The 18,645-nt window shown below is 30.1% G+C and carries 16 protein-coding genes; 12 read left to right on the top strand and 4 right to left on the bottom strand.

The genetic code is table 11. The features are described from left to right. Positions 1-26: 26 nt before the first annotated feature. The 11 genes from purB (at position 27) to IEW75_RS14865 (ending at position 12,776) form a co-directional block, all read left to right on the top strand. On the top strand, positions 27-1,370 hold the full coding sequence (gene purB / locus IEW75_RS14915; RefSeq protein ID WP_134246317.1) for an adenylosuccinate lyase: 1,344 nt from the start codon (positions 27-29) through the stop codon (positions 1,368-1,370). 9 nt (positions 1,371-1,379) lie between these two features. Beyond that, positions 1,380-1,748, top strand: a complete 369-nt coding sequence (locus tag IEW75_RS14910; RefSeq protein ID WP_134246318.1) for a hypothetical protein — start codon at positions 1,380-1,382, stop codon at positions 1,746-1,748. 3 nt (positions 1,749-1,751) lie between these two features. Beyond that, the gene (locus IEW75_RS14905) at positions 1,752-2,525 is read left to right on the top strand and encodes a TerC family protein (protein WP_134246319.1); all 774 of its coding nucleotides are present in this window, start codon (positions 1,752-1,754) and stop codon (positions 2,523-2,525) included. A gap of 148 nt (positions 2,526-2,673) precedes the next feature. Then, positions 2,674-3,663 carry an AI-2E family transporter gene (locus tag IEW75_RS14900; protein WP_229714473.1) on the top strand — a complete coding sequence of 330 codons (990 nt, stop codon included), beginning with the start codon at positions 2,674-2,676 and terminating at the stop codon, positions 3,661-3,663. A 161-nt stretch (positions 3,664-3,824) separates the two neighbouring features. Further along, positions 3,825-5,135: a TolC family protein gene (locus IEW75_RS14895; protein WP_134246321.1), complete on the top strand. Its 1,311-nt coding sequence runs from the start codon at positions 3,825-3,827 to the stop codon at positions 5,133-5,135. Between the two features lie 40 nt (positions 5,136-5,175). After that, entirely contained in the window at positions 5,176-6,252 is a 1,077-nt protein-coding gene (locus IEW75_RS14890; protein WP_308423353.1) for an efflux RND transporter periplasmic adaptor subunit, read from the top strand. Positions 6,253-6,254: 2 nt separating this feature from the next. After that, a complete protein-coding gene (locus IEW75_RS14885) occupies positions 6,255-9,452 on the top strand; it encodes an efflux RND transporter permease subunit (protein ID WP_134246322.1) in 3,198 nt (1,065 codons plus the stop codon). Between the two features lie 113 nt (positions 9,453-9,565). Next, a complete protein-coding gene (locus IEW75_RS14880) occupies positions 9,566-9,874 on the top strand; it encodes a hypothetical protein (RefSeq protein WP_134246323.1) in 309 nt (102 codons plus the stop codon). A gap of 12 nt (positions 9,875-9,886) precedes the next feature. Then, positions 9,887-10,072, top strand: coding sequence for a YgaP family membrane protein (locus tag IEW75_RS14875; RefSeq protein ID WP_134246324.1), 186 nt, complete (start codon positions 9,887-9,889; stop codon positions 10,070-10,072). 99 nt (positions 10,073-10,171) lie between these two features. Then, the gene (locus IEW75_RS14870; RefSeq protein ID WP_188704096.1) at positions 10,172-10,429 is read left to right on the top strand and encodes a hypothetical protein; all 258 of its coding nucleotides are present in this window, start codon (positions 10,172-10,174) and stop codon (positions 10,427-10,429) included. A gap of 70 nt (positions 10,430-10,499) precedes the next feature. Next, a complete protein-coding gene (locus IEW75_RS14865) occupies positions 10,500-12,776 on the top strand; it encodes a TonB-dependent receptor (protein WP_134246325.1) in 2,277 nt (758 codons plus the stop codon). 75 nt (positions 12,777-12,851) lie between these two features. Here IEW75_RS14865 and IEW75_RS14860 read toward each other — a convergent pair whose 3' ends face one another. From IEW75_RS14860 to IEW75_RS14850, 3 genes are read right to left on the bottom strand one after another with little or no spacing between them, the layout of a single operon-like run. After that, positions 12,852-14,744: a pyruvate carboxylase subunit B gene (locus IEW75_RS14860; RefSeq protein ID WP_134246326.1), complete on the bottom strand. Its 1,893-nt coding sequence runs from the start codon at positions 14,742-14,744 to the stop codon at positions 12,852-12,854. Positions 14,745-14,761: 17 nt separating this feature from the next. After that, positions 14,762-14,947, bottom strand: coding sequence for a hypothetical protein (locus IEW75_RS14855; protein WP_134246327.1), 186 nt, complete (start codon positions 14,945-14,947; stop codon positions 14,762-14,764). Positions 14,948-14,958: 11 nt separating this feature from the next. Next, positions 14,959-16,515, bottom strand: a complete 1,557-nt coding sequence (locus IEW75_RS14850; protein ID WP_134246328.1) for an acyl-CoA carboxylase subunit beta — start codon at positions 16,513-16,515, stop codon at positions 14,959-14,961. 723 nt (positions 16,516-17,238) lie between these two features. Between IEW75_RS14850 and IEW75_RS14845 the strand changes: the two genes are divergently transcribed. Then, positions 17,239-18,468: a uracil-xanthine permease family protein gene (locus IEW75_RS14845; protein ID WP_134246329.1), complete on the top strand. Its 1,230-nt coding sequence runs from the start codon at positions 17,239-17,241 to the stop codon at positions 18,466-18,468. An 89-nt stretch (positions 18,469-18,557) separates the two neighbouring features. Here the strand turns inward: IEW75_RS14845 and IEW75_RS16020 are convergent, their stop codons facing one another. Next, positions 18,558-18,635 carry a fasciclin domain-containing protein gene (locus tag IEW75_RS16020; protein ID WP_240035467.1) on the bottom strand — a complete coding sequence of 26 codons (78 nt, stop codon included), beginning with the start codon at positions 18,633-18,635 and terminating at the stop codon, positions 18,558-18,560. Positions 18,636-18,645 lie beyond the last annotated feature (10 nt).

The following is an 18,645-nucleotide window of genomic DNA, read 5'->3' as shown; positions in this document are numbered from 1 at the left end:
TGCACTTTTAAACTCAAAACTAACAAATGACATTAACAAGTTTAAACGCAATATCTCCAATTGATGGTAGGTACAGAAGTAAAGTAGCAAATTTAGCACCTTTTTTTTCGGAAGAAGCACTAATAAAATATAGAGTTAAAGTAGAAATTGAGTATTTTATTGCATTGTGTGAAATTCCGTTGCCTCAATTAGCAGATTTTAACATCGAACTTTTTGATGAATTACGAAGTATTTACATTGATTTTACTTCAGAAGATGCTCAAAAAATTAAAGACATTGAAAGTATTACAAACCATGATGTAAAAGCGGTTGAATACTTTATTAAAGAAAAATTCGACGTACTTAACCTTCAACAATTTAAGGAGTTTATTCATTTCGGATTAACTTCACAAGACATAAATAACACAGCAACTCCGTTATCAATTAATGATGCTTTTGATATTGTTTATTACCCAGAATTGGCAACCCTTTTGGAAAGGCTAAGACAGTTAGCTGTTGCTTGGGAAGATGTTCCAATGTTGGCTCGTACACACGGACAGCCAGCATCTCCAACACGTTTAGGAAAAGAAATATTAGTATTTGTAGAACGTATAGAACAGCAAGTATATCAATTGCAAAAAATACCTTACGCTGCTAAATTTGGTGGTGCAACGGGTAACTTTAATGCACATAAAGTTGCTTACCCAAATATAGATTGGAAAGCTTTTGGAACTCATTTTGTTGAAAAAGTGTTGGGATTACACCATTCTTTTCCAACAACTCAAATTGAACATTACGATCATTTAGCAGGTATTTTTGATGCGCAAAAACGCATAAACACTATATTGATTGATTTTAATAGAGATATTTGGACTTATATTTCTATGGATTATTTTAAACAAAAAATTAAAAAAGGTGAAGTTGGTTCTTCAGCAATGCCACACAAAGTTAATCCTATTGATTTTGAAAATTCTGAAGGAAATTTAGGAATTGCAAATGCTATTTTTGAACATTTATCGGCTAAATTACCAATTTCTCGTTTACAACGTGACTTAACAGACTCTACTGTTCTAAGAAATGTAGGAGTTCCACTTGCCCACACAATTATTGGGTTTACTTCAACGTTAAAAGGATTGAACAAATTATTAATTAATAAAGAAAAGTTTGCGGAAGATTTAGAAAATCATTGGGCGGTTGTTGCAGAAGCTATTCAAACAATTTTGCGTAGAGAAGCATATCCAAATCCATATGAAGCTTTAAAGGGTTTAACTAGAACAAACGAGAAGATTACGCAAAAATCTATGGCTAATTTTATTGATGGTTTAGATGTTTCTAAAGAAATTAAAACTGAATTAAAAGCAATAACACCTAGTAATTACACAGGCATTTAAAACAAGAGTATGAAAAAAATTGCATTTTTATTTTTTTTAATAGTTATAATTAGTTGTAATACTGAATCTTTAAAAGCAGATCGTTTTAAAACTGGAACTTTTGAAATTCCAGCAGGGAAAGGGTACGAAAAAACAGTTATTATTAGGAAAGATTCAATTCAAATTGAAAAATATGAAAATAGAATTGATACGCTATCTATTTCGTGGAAGAATAATTTTGATTATACGCTGAAGATGTTACATCCTAAAACGGCAATAGATGAAGATCCTATTCATGTTAAAATAACAAATATTGAGAAAAACTCATATGAATTTGAAGCTGTAATAGGGTACTCAAATTTTGTTCAAAAAGGTGAGATTTTTAAAATAGCAGATTAAATCATGGAAATATTTTTGCACCCAGATGCATGGATTGCATTGTTAACATTAACTTTTTTAGAAATTATTTTAGGTATAGATAATATTATATTTATTTCTATAACCGCGGGTAAATTACCCAAAGATAAAATTAAAAAAGCAACTAGATTAGGGCTTTTATTAGCACTTGTATTTAGAATTTTATTGTTATTTGGTGTTTCATATTTAATTTCTATGAAATCAGCTTTCTTTACTTTTGATTTATCGTGGCTTAAAGGAGGAATTACAGGTCAAAGTGTAATTTTAATTTTAGGAGGTATCTTTTTACTGTATAAAAGTACCAAAGAAATTCATCATAAAGTAGAAGGAACAGATGAAGAGTTAGAGAAAAAATCAATAAAGAATGTGGTCAAAAGTTCTTTTGGAAGTGTAATTTTTCAAATTGTAATGATTGATATTGTGTTCTCTTTTGATTCAGTTTTAACCGCGGTTGGTATGACAAACGGTGTTCCAGGGGCATTGATAATTATGATTGTTGCGGTTACTATATCAATTATTATAATGATGATTTTTGCAACACCTGTTGGAGATTTTGTAAATAAACATCCCACTATTCAGATGTTGGCACTTTCATTTTTAATTTTAATTGGGTTTATGTTAATAACTGAGGGTGCGCATTTATCACATTTAGAAGTGTTTAATAAACCGGTTGGAGCTATACCAAAAGGATATTTGTATTTTGCCATAGCGTTTTCATTAGGAGTTGAGTCACTTAATATGAAGGTTCGAAAAAAATAATATAATCTTTAAATAATTTTTAACAAAACCCACGTTTAATGTAGCGGTTTTTGTAACTACTTTTGTATTTATCATGAAAGATCTAAAAACAACAAACATATTACTGCTTATATTGGTAGTTCCAGTAGTATTTTACATTTTAAAAACAATGTCTTTCATTTTTATACCATTAATTTTTTCAATGTTTATTGCATTGTTGTTTTTACCTTTAATGCGTTGGCTTGCAAAACGAAAAATCCACAATTTTATAAGTATTTTTATAGTTTTATTAATATTTGTTGGAATCTTTAAAATAGGAGGAGAGCTAATAAAAATTACAAGTAGAGAAATTTTAGCCACAGATAGTTTGTTTTTTGAAAAAGCAATAGCAAAAATTAATCTTTTAGCAGCTTCTTTTGAGGATTTTTTAGGAATTAACTTTTTTGAAGAAGGTAATGTTTTAAGTCATTTTGTCAATAGTGATACCATTTCAGAAAACTTTGGTTCTACATTCGATTTTATTGGAAATACAGTTTCTATGACCTTAATGACTGCCTTTTTTGTAATATTATGGTTGGCAGAATCTATTAATTTTCAAAAATTTTTAAATAATACTATTTTAAAGCAAAAATTTGCATCCGTAAAAACTTTTATGAAAATAGAGAAAGACTTAATAAAGTTTGTAAAAGTTAAGTTTTTAGTAAGTGCTTTAACAGGTTTAGGTTTTGGATTAGCTTGTTACTTTTTTGATGTAAGTTTTCCAATTTTTTGGGGATTATTTGCGTTCCTTATAAATTTTATTCAAATGATAGGCTCGGTTGTTTCAGTGATATTATTATCTCTTTTTGCCTTTGTAGAATTAGATCCAACCAGTGTTTTATTGTTTTTTATTCTTACTATTACTTTAATTCAGGTGATTTTTGGAGGAATTTTAGAACCAATTTTTATGGGCCGTTCCTTTTCTATAAATATTATTACTATTTTAGTAATGCTCATGCTTTGGGGGTATATTTGGGGAGTTCCAGGATTAATTATGTCTATACCAATAACCGTTTTTCTAAAAATTATTTTTCAACAATTTCCTCAAACAAAATTATTAGCTACATTAATATCTGGTAATGAAGTAACAATAAAACTTCCTCGTTTAAAAAAAACATAGTTCAATTTTTTTAAGTAATTATAATAGTGAAATAAGTTTCAAGGAGGTCTTGTTACTATTTTAAAAAATAAGTGATAAATGTTACAAAAGTCTGTAATGTTTATCACCACTTACCGAACTGACCTCAATTACCTTTGCATCAAACTAAAAAAGCAAATAATATGCGAGGTACATTTATTTTATTCATTTCATTATTACTTTTTAACATTTTAATAAGTAATGCACAACAAGAAATTTCAATTTCTTTGAATGAAATGTTAGAAAAAGTTGAGAGCAATAACCACACAATTAAAATATCTGAACAAGATTATAAAGTGGCTAAAGCAGATTATAACCAAACAAATTCAATTTTATTACCTAATATTTCAATTTCACATTCAGGCATTTCAACCAATAATCCTTTAATGGCATTTGGTTCAAAATTAAATCAGGAAATTTTAACGCAAGCAGATTTTAATCCTACGCTTTTAAATAATCCGGATGATATTCAAAACTTCACAACTAAAATTGAAGTACAACAACCAATTTTTAACGCAGATGGTATTTTTATGCGTAAAGCAGCAAAAGCTAAAATGAATGCTTTTGAATTGCAAACAACTAGAACTATTGATGCTATAAAGTTAGAAGTTACAAAAGGGTATATGCAATTACAAATTGCATACAAAGCTGTTGAAGTGATAGAAAAAGCAAAAGAGGCTGCGTTAGAAAATAAGAAAATAGCACAAAATAGTTTTAAACAAGGCTATTTGCAAAAAGCTGATATTCTTTCAGTTGATGTGCATGTTACAGAGGTTGAGAATCAGTTGTTAACTGCAAAAAGCAATATTAAAAATGCATCAGATTATCTGTTATTTTTAGTAGGAGAAGAAAATGAAGCAACGCTAAAACCAACAACAGATTTAATTGCTGAATTAAACTTGGCTATTTACAATCAGCAACTTTCAGAAAACAGAGCTGATATTGAAGCTATGGAGAAAAGTACAGAAGCATATACAAACATGTATAAAGCCAATAAAATGTCGTATTTACCAAGTTTAAATGCTTTTGGAAGTTATGAATTGTACGATAATAAAATTTTTAATGGAAATGCAAATGGATATTTAGTAGGAGCACAATTGTCTTGGAATGTTTTTGAAGGTTATAAACGTATTGGTAAAACGCAAAAGAGTAAAGCAGAACTAGATAAAGCTGAAATTACTTTAGACCAATATAAAAATAAAAGCCAGTTAGAATTTAATAAAGCAAAACGTCAATTAAAAGATGCTGAAAACAGTATGAATCTTACAACTTTAGCTCTAGAGCAATCTAAAGAAGCTCTAAGAATTAGAACTAATAGGTACAAACAAGGTTTAGAAAAAACGTCAGATTTGTTAATTTCTGAAACAAAATATTTACAAAAACAACTGGAATATTTACAAACAGTTTTCAATTATAATTTTACAAAAGCATATGTAAATTTTCTAACTAACTAAACCTAACTAAAAAAATAAATACCATATATAAAATAAAACTATGATGAAAAATATATTTAAAATAATAGCATTAGTTGTCTTAACAATAGTGACAAGCTGTGGAAAAGATAAAGCAAAAGTAACAGACAATAGAACCGCAGTAACTGTTAAAGTGGGTACACCTTCTACTAAATTTGAAGCTTTTATTACAGCTAGTGGAAAAGTTGAGGCAGCTCAAAACGCAAATTTAAGTACGCGTAATATGGGGTATGTAAATAAAGTACATGTAAATGTTGGAGATATAGTTTCTAAAGGACAACTTTTATTAAGTGTTAACAGTGCAGATATTTCTGCGCAAAAAGCACAAGTTGAAGCTTCAATTGCTGAAGCAACTGCAGCTTTTAAAAATGCAGAGAAAGATTACAATCGTTTTAAAGCATTGTTTGAAAGCAATAGTGCTTCACAAAAAGAAATGGATGATATGACTGCACATTACGAAATGGCGAAGGCGCGTTTAGAAGCTGCAAACCAAATGAAAAATAAAGTAAATGCACAATTGTTGTACTCAAATATTATGGCACCTTTTAGTGGTGTTATTACAGGTAAATATATAAATGCTGGAGATATGGCAAACCCAGGAATGCCTTTAATTAGTATTGAAAACCCTGATAAATTTCAAGTAATTTCTATGGTTCCAGAGTCTGAAATTACTTCAATAAAAAATGAAACTTCTGTTAATGTTTTAATAAAATCTACAAATAAAATTTTAAAAGGAAATGTTACTGAAGTAAGTACTTCAACAAAAAATACAGGTGGACAATATTTGGTAAAAGTAGTTTTAGAAGAAACCGATGCTAATTTATTATCTGGAATGTTTGTTTCTGTACAATTTCCAACTGAAGAAACTTCAGAAGAAAATTTACCAATATTAATACCAACTTCTGCTATTATAGAACGTGGGGAGCTAAGAGGGGTTTATGTTGTTAGCCAGTCTAATACTGCATTATTACGTTGGTTGCGTTTAGGAAAAGAATTTGGAAATAAAACCGAAGTTTTATCGGGTTTATCTGTTGATGATAAATTTGTGTTGTCGTCTGAAAGTAAGATAGTTAATGGTTCTAAACTTAACGTTCAATAATTATGAAAGACGGATTAGCTGGTAGTATTGCCAAAGTATTTATGAATTCAAAATTGACCATTCTGCTAATGATCATGTTTATGGTTATTGGGGTTTATAGTTCATTTTTGATTCCGAGAGAAGAAGAACCTCAAATTGATGTACCAATTGCAGATATATTTGTAAGTTACCCTGGGGCAAGTCCTAAAGAGGTAGAATCTAGAGTAATTAAACCTTTAGAAAAAATTGTTTCGAACATTAAAGGAATTGAGTATGTGTACTCAACCTCTATGAACGAACAAGCAATGTTAATTGTACAATTTTATGTAGGTGAAGATATAGAGCGTTCGTTTGTAAAGCTTTATAATGAAATTATGAAGCATATGGATCAAATGCCACAAGGTGTTTCTATTCCATTAGTTAAAACAAGAGCTATTGATGATGTTCCAATGTTAGCTTTAACATTATGGAGTGAAAATTATGATGATTATCAACTAAAACAGGTTGCCAATGAGTTAACTAGCGAGATTGAAAAGATTAATGATGTTGCTATCACTAAAAAAATTGGAGGAAGAAATCGACAAGTTCGTGTTGTTTTAGACAAAGATAAAATGGCAGAAAGTGGCTTGGATATGTTGAGTATTACACAGAAAATTCAAGCGAATAATCAACAATTAACATCTGGTAGTTTTGATAGAAATAATACAGAATACCTTGTAAATACAGGGAATTTTTTATCAACTGTTGAAGATGTTGAAAATTTAGTTGTTGGTATTCAGCAAAATATGCCTGTTTATTTAAAACAAATTGCAACTATTACAGATGGACCAGAAATTCCAAAAGAGTATGTTTCTTTTGGGTATGGGAAAGCAAATGAATTATCAGAAACCTACACCTCAGAATATCCTGCTGTTACCATTTCTATTGGAAAAAGAAAAGGAGCTGATGCTATGAAAATTTCAGAAAAAATCTTAGGAAAAGTTGAGCATCTAAAACAAAATTTATTACCAGATGATGTGCATATGACAGTTACACGAAACTATGGAGAAACTGCATCTCATAAAGTTTCTGAGTTATTAATGCACTTAATTGGTTCTATTTTAGCGGTAACAATTGTTGTTATGTTGGCAATGGGATGGCGTGGTGGATTGGTAGTTTTTCTTTCTGTTCCTATTACGTTTGCTATGACCTTGTTTAGCTATTATATGCTAGATTATACGTTAAACAGAATAACATTATTTGCTTTGGTTTTTGTTACAGGTATTGTGGTGGATGACTCCATTATTATTGCTGAAAATATGCATAGGCATTTTAAAATGAAACGCTTACCTTTTAAACAAGCTGCTTTATATGCAATTAACGAAGTTGGGAATCCAACAATATTAGCAACATTTACAGTAATTGCTTCGGTGTTACCAATGGCATTTGTATCTGGCTTAATGGGACCTTACATGAGTCCGATGCCAATTGGAGCTTCAATTGCAATGATAATTTCATTGTTTGTAGCTTTAACAATTACACCATATTTAGGATACTATATTTTAAAAGAAAAGGAAAAACAAGAAGATAACGAAGAAAAAGGTTTAGAAACTACATTTATATTTAGATTATATAATAAGTTGGAAAAACCGTTACTTGAAAACAAAAGAAAACGTTGGGGGTTTTTAGGATTTACAACATTATTGTTATTAGGGTCAATGGTATTATTTTATACCAAAGGTGTTGCGGTAAAAATGTTGCCTTTTGATAATAAAAATGAATTTCAAATAGTTGTAGATATGCCAGAAGGTACAACTTTAGAAAATACCTCGGCCGTTACAAGAGAAATTGCAAACTATTTATCTCAAAGACCTGAAGTTGATAATTATCAAAGTTTTGTAGGGACTTCTGCACCAATAACTTTTAACGGTTTGGTGCGTCATTACGATTTACGTGGAGGTTCAAATATGGCAGATATTCAGGTAAATTTAATTGATAAATCTGAACGCTCTGAGCAAAGTCACGATATTGCTAAAAAACTAAGAGCTGACATTCAGGTAATTGGAAAACGTTTTAATGCCAATGTAAAATTGGTAGAAGTTCCACCAGGCCCACCAGTTTTATCAACTATTGTAGCAGAAGTTTATGGGCCAGATTATAATGAGCAAATTAAAATAGCAAAAAAATTAAAAGAAATTGTTACAACAACAAGTGATATTGTTGATGTTGACGATATGATTGAAGCAGATCAAGTTGAATATAATTTTGTTATTGATAAAGAAAAGGCAATGTTAAATGGTGTTGCTCCTCAACAAATTGTAGCAACTTTAAAAATGGCACTTTCAGAACAACCAATTTCAGCATTGTATAAAGAATCTGCAAATGAGCAGGTTGGTTTGGTGTTGGCTTTAGACGAAAAAGAAAAATCTTCAATAAACGATATTAAACAAGTAAAAGTTATTTCTCAAATGGGAATTGCAATCCCTATAGGAGATTTAATTAAAGTTGAAGAAAAAATAAGAGATAAAGCAATTTATCGTAAAAATCAAAAACGTGTTGTGTATGTTTTAGCGGATATGGCTGGAGAATTAGAAAGTCCAGTTTATGGAATCTTAAATATGAGCGATAGATTGGGTGAAATTGAAGTTCCTAAAGGTTATACTTTAAATGAAGAATTTAACCAACAACCTGCACAAGAAGACAATTACACAGTAAAATGGGATGGTGAATGGCAAATTACTTTTGAAGTATTTAGAGATTTAGGTGCCGCTTTTGCAATAGCAATATTTGTAATTTATTTACTAATTGTTGGTTGGTTCCAAAACTTTAAAGCACCATTGGTAATGTTAGTGTCAATTCCGCTTTCTATGGTTGGTATTATACTTGGACATTGGTTTATGGATGCGTTTTTTACAGCAACTTCTATGATAGGTATGATTGCTTTAGCTGGAATTATGGTGCGAAACTCGGTATTACTAATCGATTTTATTGAATTACGTTTAGAAGATGGGGTACCATTAAAACAAGCTGTAATTGAAGCTGGAGCAGTTAGAACAACACCAATTTTGTTAACCGCAGGAACGGTAGTAATTGGAGCATTTGTAATATTATTTGATCCAATTTTTCAAGGATTGGCAATCTCCTTAATGGGAGGTACAATTACAGCAACTGTACTTACATTATTGGTAGTTCCATTAGTGTATTATATGACTGAAAAGCATAAACACGAAGATAAAAAGTAGAAAGTTAAAATGTAAAAACAGTCTTTCTAGATAAAAGTTTGCCTTTACTGGCAGTTATATAAGGAAGGGCAAAATGAAAGACATTGTATTATTCACCAAAAACATCAAACAGAATGAAACTACTATTAATAACAAGCGTATCTGAATTTGAAAAAGAGGTTTGTAAACTTTTTAAAAAAGCGGAAATACTAGTATATAGCACCTCAGATATTCAGGGGCAAAAATTCTATGTTTCAAAAACAATTCAAGATAATTGGTTTTCTGCTCAAAGAGATTCCCACGATTCTAAATTGTATTTCTCTTTTACTACTGAAGATAAAATTGATGCTATATTTAAGGGTGTCGAGGAGTTTAATGCAGAAAAATCGAAATCTAATCCAATAAAAGCAATTGTATTGGATATTGAAAAATATATTAACTAAAAATAAAATAAAATGAAATCAAGATTAATGAATATTATTCCAGGCGCTTTTATACTAATTAGCCTATTGTTAGCGATAAAAGTAAATATAAATTGGCTGTGGTTTACTGCATTTGTGGGTGCAAACTTATTTCAACGCGGTTTTACAAAATGGTGTTTACTGGAAATTATTTTAGGTAAATTAGGCGTTAAAGATTAATTTCTTTACTATTTTTGCCGAAAATAAGAAGCAATTAAAAGAACTTTAAAACATATAATTTCTAATATATTAGTATTAGTTGTACTGCTTCCATTTGCAGTGCAGTTTGCTCATGCATTTGAAAAGCACGAACATTCAGTTTGTAACGCCCAAAATGAAATTCATTTTGATTCGCATGAAATTGATTGTTCGGTTTTTCATTTTAAAATAAATACAAACACAATTACTTTTGAATCTAAGATCATTTTAAAAGAAAATGATTTTGATTTTGAAAATAATTATTCAGAAATACAAAAGCTCAAGGCGGTTGAGCTGTATTTTAAATCTTCCAGAGCACCACCTTTTTTATTGGTTTAACAGTTGGCTTAGTCAGTTATTTAGTTTTAATTAACTGGTATATAATTACATATCAATAAAAATATTTAAAATGAAAAAATTTTTAACAATCCTTTGTATAGGGTTATCTTTTGTTGCACAGGCGCAGCAAACAATTTCTGGTACTATAACCAATAGTGAGAAAGAACCTCTTTTTGGTGTTGAGGTTTTTGTAGAAGAGCTTCAAAAGGGAACATCAACAGATGAAAGTGGTTACTTTGAATTGAATAATTTACCTAATAATTCCATAAAATTAACAATTGTTTTTATGGGATATAAAACTCAAATAAAAACAATTGAACTTGAACAAGAAAAGACAAGTTTAACTATTGTTTTAGAGGAAAGTGTGTTTAAAATGGATGAGGTAATTATTTCAACTCCATTTAATAAATTACAAAGTGAAAATGTAATGAAAGTTGAAAAAGCAACCATTACACAATTGAAAAATAAGGGAGTAGTAACTTTAAGTGAAGCAATTAGCACCTTGCCAGGGGTTTCAACAATATCTACAGGAACAGGTATTGGAAAACCTGTAATTAGAGGTTTACGAGGTAATAGAGTGTTGGTTTACAGTCAGGGTTTACGACTAGAAAATCAGCAATTTGGAGATGAGCATGGGTTGGGAGTTGATGCTTCTAGTATCGAAAGCTTGGAAGTTATAAAAGGTCCGGCATCTTTGTTGTATGGATCAGATGCATTAGGTGGCGTTTTATATTTTAATCCAGTGAAATTTGCCCCACTAAACAGTTTTAATTTTTCGGGTTCACAAACTTTTTATTCTAATACTGAGGGAAGTAATACGTCGTTTAGTGCAAAACAATCTTATAATAAATGGAAATTTTTAGCAAACGGATCGCATAATACACATAGCGATTATAAAACTCCAATTAATGAACGTGTAACAAATACACGATTTAACGAAACCAGTTTTAGTACAGCAATTGGGTACAATAGTGAACAAATTTCAAGTATCGTTCGTTTTTTATTTACTAAAAGTATTATAGGTATTCCTGAAGAAATTGGGGAACAATCTACTTCAAAAACAAAAATGCTTCCACATCAAGATTTAACAACTAAAATGTTGAGTTTAAACAATACGTTTTTTTTAAATAATTCTAAAATTGCAACAGTTTTTGGTTATACTGAAAATAAACGAAATGAATTTGAGGAACATCATGATGAGCATTCAGGAGAGGAAGAAGGGAATCATTCAGAAGAAGAACTGCACGAATATGAGCAAATGGAGGCTGCTTTGCAGTTAAAATTAGATACATATAGTTACGATGTTAAATGGCATTTACCAAAATTAAAAAATATTGAAACTGTTATTGGTACGCAGGGAATACATCAAAAAAACAAGAATTTTGGTGAAGAAATTTTAATACCAAATGCAACTATTAATGATTTGGGTGTTTTTGTAACAGCAATGTATCAAATAGATTTAAATAGTATTCAAGGAGGAATTCGATTTGATACTAGAAGTATTTCAACAGAACTTCACGAAATTCAGCACGAAAATGAAATTCATGTTTTTGAAGCTATAGATAAATCATTTGATAATATTTCGGCTTCATTGGGTTATAAAACAATGTTGTTTGATAAAGTTATTAGTAGGTTTAATTTTGCATCAGGATTTAAAGCTCCTAATTTAGCAGAATTAACTTCAAATGGTGTGCACCATGGTTCAAATAGATTTGAAGTTGGAAATAGCGCTTTAAAACAAGAGCAAAATTTTCAATCAGATATTTCTTTTGAATACAAAACAGATCATTTTGAATTTGTTGTAAATGGGTTCTACAATCACATAAACGATTATATTTTTATTACTCCAACTGGTGAACTAGAAGATGGTTTTGATGTTTATAGTTATACTCAGGACAATGCAAAATTATATGGAGGTGAATTTGGGCTACACTTGCATCCGCATCCTTTAGACTGGTTACATTTAAATAGTAATTTTGAAATGGTTATTGGGAAACAAAATAATGGAGATTATTTACCACTAATTCCTGCTAATAAACTAACAAATACCATAAGAGTAGAATTTAATACTACTAAAATGGTGCAAAACGGTTTTGCTGCTATTTCACTTGAAAATACCTTTGAGCAAACTAATTTAAGTGAATTTGAAACTAAAAGTAACGGTTATAATTTGGTAAATATTGGAGTAGGAGGTACTGTTAAATTAAAAACTGTTGATTTAGATGTTAACTTAAACATGAATAATGTTTTTAACACATCTTATATTTCCCATTTATCACGTTTAAAATCAGATGGAATACATAATATTGGGCGAAATTTTATTACAAGTGTAAAGTTTAAATTTTAGTAATTTATCAATTTTATAAAAAAAAATAGCCTAAGAATTTCTTAGGCTATTTTTTTGCATTTCTTTATTAAGAAGTTAATCTATAGAAAATAAAATATCTCCTTTAGTTACATTATCTCCAGAATCGAATTTTATCCCTGAAATAACACCGTCTTTGTTTGCTTCAAAATTGTTCATCATTTTCATTGCTTCTAAAACAACTACAATTTCACCAGCTTTTACTTTATCTCCATTCTTTTTCTTAAATTCTACAATCATACCAGGTATTGGAGCAGTAATTGCACCTTCAGTAACAACAGCTGCTTTAGCTTCTTTCTTTTTCCAAACTGATCTGGTAGTAGCTTTTGTATTTGGAATTGATACCGTAAACGATTCTCCATCTACAAATACTTCCATATCTTGCATTTCACCATTAGAAGCTTTACCAGCTTTTAACTCTCCAGCTAACGCCTTGGTAATTAACTCTTCTTCCTTTTTAACTTCTTCCATGGTTTTAGCCTTCATATCTGCTGGCATTTCTTCTAAACCATATTTGATTTTTAAGAATTTTTTACCAGTTACAGGGTATAATGCTAATAATACTTCATCATCAATATCTTTTGCTAAATCTGCAAAAGTTTTTTTAACACCTTCCATCTCAGGTTCTAAAACACTTCCTGGTCTTACTTCAATATGTTGTTCACCTCTAGGGTAATCTTTCAACGCTTTCTTTCTTAATTCTGGGTTAATTGGCATAGTAGTTTTACCATACAGTCCATAACATAAATCTTTAACTTCTTGAGTAATACGTGAGTATTCACCTTCATAAGAATCAAATAATACATTGTTTACCGTTTGTACACCAACAATCTGGCTAGTAGGAGTAACTAACGGAATTTGTCCTAAATCTTTCCTTACTTTAGGCAACATTCTAAACACCTCATCTAATTTATCTAAAGAATCCATTGCTTTTAATTGATTCACTAAATTAGAAAGCATTCCTCCTGGTGTTTGATGTAAAATTACATCTGTATCAATAATTGAATACTTAGGGTTGTTTGCTAAGTGTTTGTATTTTGGAATTACAGCCTCCATTTGAGCACTAATTGCTGATAATTTTTTAATATCTAAACCAGTATCTCTGTTTGTACCTAATAATGAAATTACTAAAGGTTCAATTGCAGCATGTGACGTTCTATAAGCATAAGGAGACATACAAGTATCAACAATATCAACTCCAGCTTCAATAGCTTTAAAAATTGCTAAATCACCCATACCAGAAGTAAAGTGTGTATGCAAGTTTAATGGAATGTCTGTAATTTTTTTAAGTTCTACTATTAAGTTATAAATATCATACGGCGCAATTAAGCCAGCCATATCTTTAATACAGATAGAATCTACTCCAAATTCAACTAATTCTTTTGCTTTATTTAAGTAATAGTCAATATTATAAATTTCTCCGCCTAATCTTGGTTCAGTTAATGTATAACAAATTGTTCCTTGAAAATGTTTTCCATTACGTTTTACAACTTTTGCTGCAGTTTCAAAATTTCTATAATCATTTAATGCATCAAAACATCTGAAAATATCCATTCCATTATCGCAGGCGCGTTGTACAAAATTTTCAACAACGTCATCAGCATAATTTCTATAACCAACAACATTTTGACCTCTTAACAACATAAAAAATGGTGTTTTAGGCATATATTTTTTAAGTGTTCTTAAGCGCTCCCAAGGATCTTCACCAAGGTATCTGTGCATGGTGTCAAAAGTAGCTCCTCCCCAAGTTTCCATTGCGTGAAAACCAACTTCATCCATTTGTTCAGCAAAAGGTATCATATCTTCAGTTCTTCCTCTTGTTGCAAATAACGATTGGTGACCGTCACGAAAACTTAAATCTTGTATTTTTATTGGGTTTTCAGCCTTTGGTCTATCGGCATTATAATCCATTTTTGTCATTATTAATGACCCGTGTTTATCGTATATCATTGTTTCGTAGTTTTAAATTAATTGATTCTAGCTCCTATCGTTCTTCCTTTGCTAAATAGTAATTCTCTGTCGTTCATTCTTCTTACCAATCCCATTTTTCCCCAACCATAACGCGCTACTATTGGTTCATTATTTTCTTGCATTTTAACATAAATTGTTGCTGCTATTACCGCTGCTCTTTTCTTTTTTTCATGTAATGTCATAATCTTATAATTTATTGAGGGATGTTTCCGTGTTTTTTTGCTGGTACTAATTCTACCTTAGAGCTTAAAGCTTCTAAAGCCATAATTAATCTTTCTCTTGTCTCGCTTGGTAATATTACCTCATCTATATAGCCTCTTTCTGCTGCTAAATAAGGAACGTTAAAAGCTTTCTCATACTCATCAATTTTTTCTTGAGTTTTAGCAGCTTTATCTTCTGCTGCGGCAATTTCTTTTTTATAGTTTGAAATTACTTCAACAGCTCCTTTTGCTCCCATTACAGCAATTTCAGCAGTTGGCCAAGCAAAAACCATATCTGCACCTAAATGTTTTGAACTCATTGCAACATAAGCTCCTCCATAATCTTTTCTTACAACAACCGTAAATTTAGGAACAGTAGCTTCTGAATAACTCCATAATAATTTAGCACCGTGTCTTATAATTCCATTCCATTCTTGTTGAACACCTGGTAAATAACCTGGTACATCTACAAAAGTTACAATTGGGATATTAAAAGCATCACACGTACGAATGAATCTACTTATTTTATCTGAAGCATCTATATCTAAACATCCTGCTAAAAAATTTGGTTGATTTGCAATAATACCAACAGAACGATTGTTTAGTCTACCAAAACCTACAATACTGTTTTCAGCAAAATGCTCATGTACTTCATAAAAGTTATTACCATCTAATACCTCTTCGATAATTTCTTTCATATCGTAAGCCATTTTAGAATCGTCTGGAATAATAGTGTCCAGCATATCACAACTTCTTTTTGGATCATCACCCATTTCTAATATTGGAGTTAACTCCATATTATTATTAGGAAGATAATCTAATAACTCTCTAATTTGTTCTAAACAATCTGCGTCATCTTCACAAGCAAAGTGCGAGTTTCCACTTTTTGAATTGTGGACCATTGCACCCCCTAATTCTTCAAATGTAGTTTCTTCACCAGTAACCGTTTTAATTACATATGGACTAGTAATAAACATATTACTTGTTTTTTTAACCATAAATATGAAGTCAGTCATAGCAGGTGAGTAAACTGCACCACCAGCACAAGGGCCCATAATTGCAGAAATTTGAGGAATAACACCTGAAGCTCTTGAGTTTCTGAAGAAAACATCTCCATATCCTTTTAAAGCATCAACACCTTCTTCAACTCTCGCTCCACCAGAATCATTTAAGCCAACAACAGGCGCTCCAGCTTTCATAGCTAAATCCATAATTTTACAGATTTTAGTAGCGTGCATTTCACCTAATGCACCTCCACTTGAAGTGAAATCTTGTGAAAATGCAAATACGGTTCGACCATTCACTAATCCGTGGCCAATAATTACACCATCAGATTGAATCTGAACATTTTCCATTCCGAAATTGGTAGATCTATGTTTTACTAAAGAATCAATTTCATAAAAGCTATCTTCATCAAACAAAAGGTCTATTCTTTCTCTTGCGGTTAATTTTCCTTTTGCATGTTGCTTTTCAACTCTAGCTTCTCCACCCATCAAAGCAACTTTTTCTCTTTGAGATTTTAAGAAGGCAATTTTATCAGTAACTTTCATATTTTGGTATATAAAATTTATATTTTTTTTCAATTTTCGTTTGTAACAAAGTTAACGAACAGAAAGAAAAAAAAAGCTTATAAATGTCATTTTTTTAGAAAGAAAAAATTTTTATATAAAATTTAAATCAACGTATTTATTGAATATTTTTTAAAAATATATTTAAAATAGGGTTTTTATGTAAAAAAATAGATAAAATAACTCAGAATATTGTATTATTCATAAAAATTATTTTAGGAATATTTTTGTGAAAATGGATTATATAAATTTCTTTTTACGAATAAAATAGGAGTAAAAAAGTGCCATTTAAAACGTTTTCGGGACTAAAAAAAAACAGGTCTTTTTTAGTTGTTATTTTTGTTGTAATAACTTGGAGAAAAGTGCAATTTCTACCTTAAAATAGTAAAAATTGATTATTTATGTCTTTTAAAGTGTTTAAAAAAATCCTAAAAACGCTAACTAAGGCATATTTTAGATTGAACTTTATTAACAATATACTGTTATAACATTTTAAATGGGTATAAATATTCTGTTGTTTTTATAACTAAATTAGCTTGATTTTTTTTTAGAACTTAATTAAATCTCATTGTGAGATATTAAACTATTTAAAATTTAGTTGTTAAAAAAAATTATTTAATAAACCAATGGCTATAAAAATAATTATTTGGATAGGCATTGAAATTTTAGAAATCTAAATGTGTAAATTCAATAAATAATAAAAAAATGAAACAAAATCAAACTTTAACTGACACTTCTAATCCAATAAAAAGAGTTGTTATTGGAATCCAATTTTTATTTGTTGCTTTTGGAGCAACTGTATTAGTTCCACTTTTAATCGACATTGATCCTTCAGTTGCTTTATTTACAGCAGGTGTTGGAACCCTTATATTTCATACAATTACCAAAGGTAAAGTGCCTGTTTTTTTAGGGAGTAGTTTTGCTTTTATTGCACCTATAATCGCAGCTACTAAAATATATGGTTATCCTGGTACTTTAGGAGGTATTATTGCAGTTGGTATTGTTTATACCGTGGTTTCTGCAATTATTAAATTATGGGGATTAAAAGTTATTGAAAAAATATTTCCTGCGGTAGTAGTTGGACCTGTAATTATGATAATAGGTTTGTCTTTAGCATCTGCAGGTGTTGATATGGCAAAAACTAACTGGCCAATTGCTCTTGTTGTTTTGGCAACAGCAATTTTAATTGTAACTTTTACAAAAGGATTGATAAAACTAATACCAATTTTTATTGGAATTATTGTTGGTTATAGTATTTCAATTATTGCTGGTTTAATCGATTTTTCTTCTGTAAATGACGCTGCTTGGTTTGCGCTGCCTAAATTTACAGCACCTGAATTTAATTGGGGAGCAATTTTATATATGATTCCTGTTGCAATTGCTCCAATTATTGAGCATATTGGAGATATGTATGCTATTGGAGGTGTTGCAAATAAAAAGTTTGTAAAAGATCCAGGGTTACATAGAACATTATTAGGAGATGGAGTTGCAACTGCATTTGCAGGTTTTTTTGGTGGTCCACCAAATACAACCTACTCGGAAGTTACGGGAGCGGTAGCTTTAACAAAAATTACAGATCCAAGAGTACTAAGAATTGCGGCAGTAACAGCAATCGTATTTTCTCTTATAGGAAAAGTGAGTGCAATTTTAAAAACAATTCCTGCTTCTGTTTTAGGAGGAATTATGCTTTTACTTTTTGGTATGATTGCAAGTATTGGAATAAAAACATTAATTGATGCTAAAACAGATTTTTCAATAACAAGAAATCAAGTGATAGTTTCAATTATTTTAACTGTTGGTGTAGGAGGAGCTCAATTAGGCTATGGAAATTTCTCTTTAGCTGGTATTGGTTTAGCGTCTGTAGTTGGTGTTATTTTAAATTTAGTTCTACCAAACAAATCAAAACCTATTAAAGGAAGTCATGTAAATAAATAATTTTTATTCTAAACAGTATAAAAAAGCAGTCTAATTAGTTTTTGAAACCTCTTAGACTGCTTTTTATGTAATTAAATATTAAAAAAATATTAATTTAAATTTGGTAATACCACTTTATCAATAACGTGAATTACCCCGTTAGCAGTTTGTACGTTTGTAGCAACAATATTACTAATT

This window comes from Lutibacter litoralis (genome assembly GCF_014646675.1).
Classification (GTDB): Bacteria; Bacteroidota; Bacteroidia; order Flavobacteriales; family Flavobacteriaceae; genus Lutibacter; species Lutibacter litoralis.
Note: the sequence above shows the minus strand (reverse complement) of the source record. Positions and strands in the feature narration are given on the sequence as shown.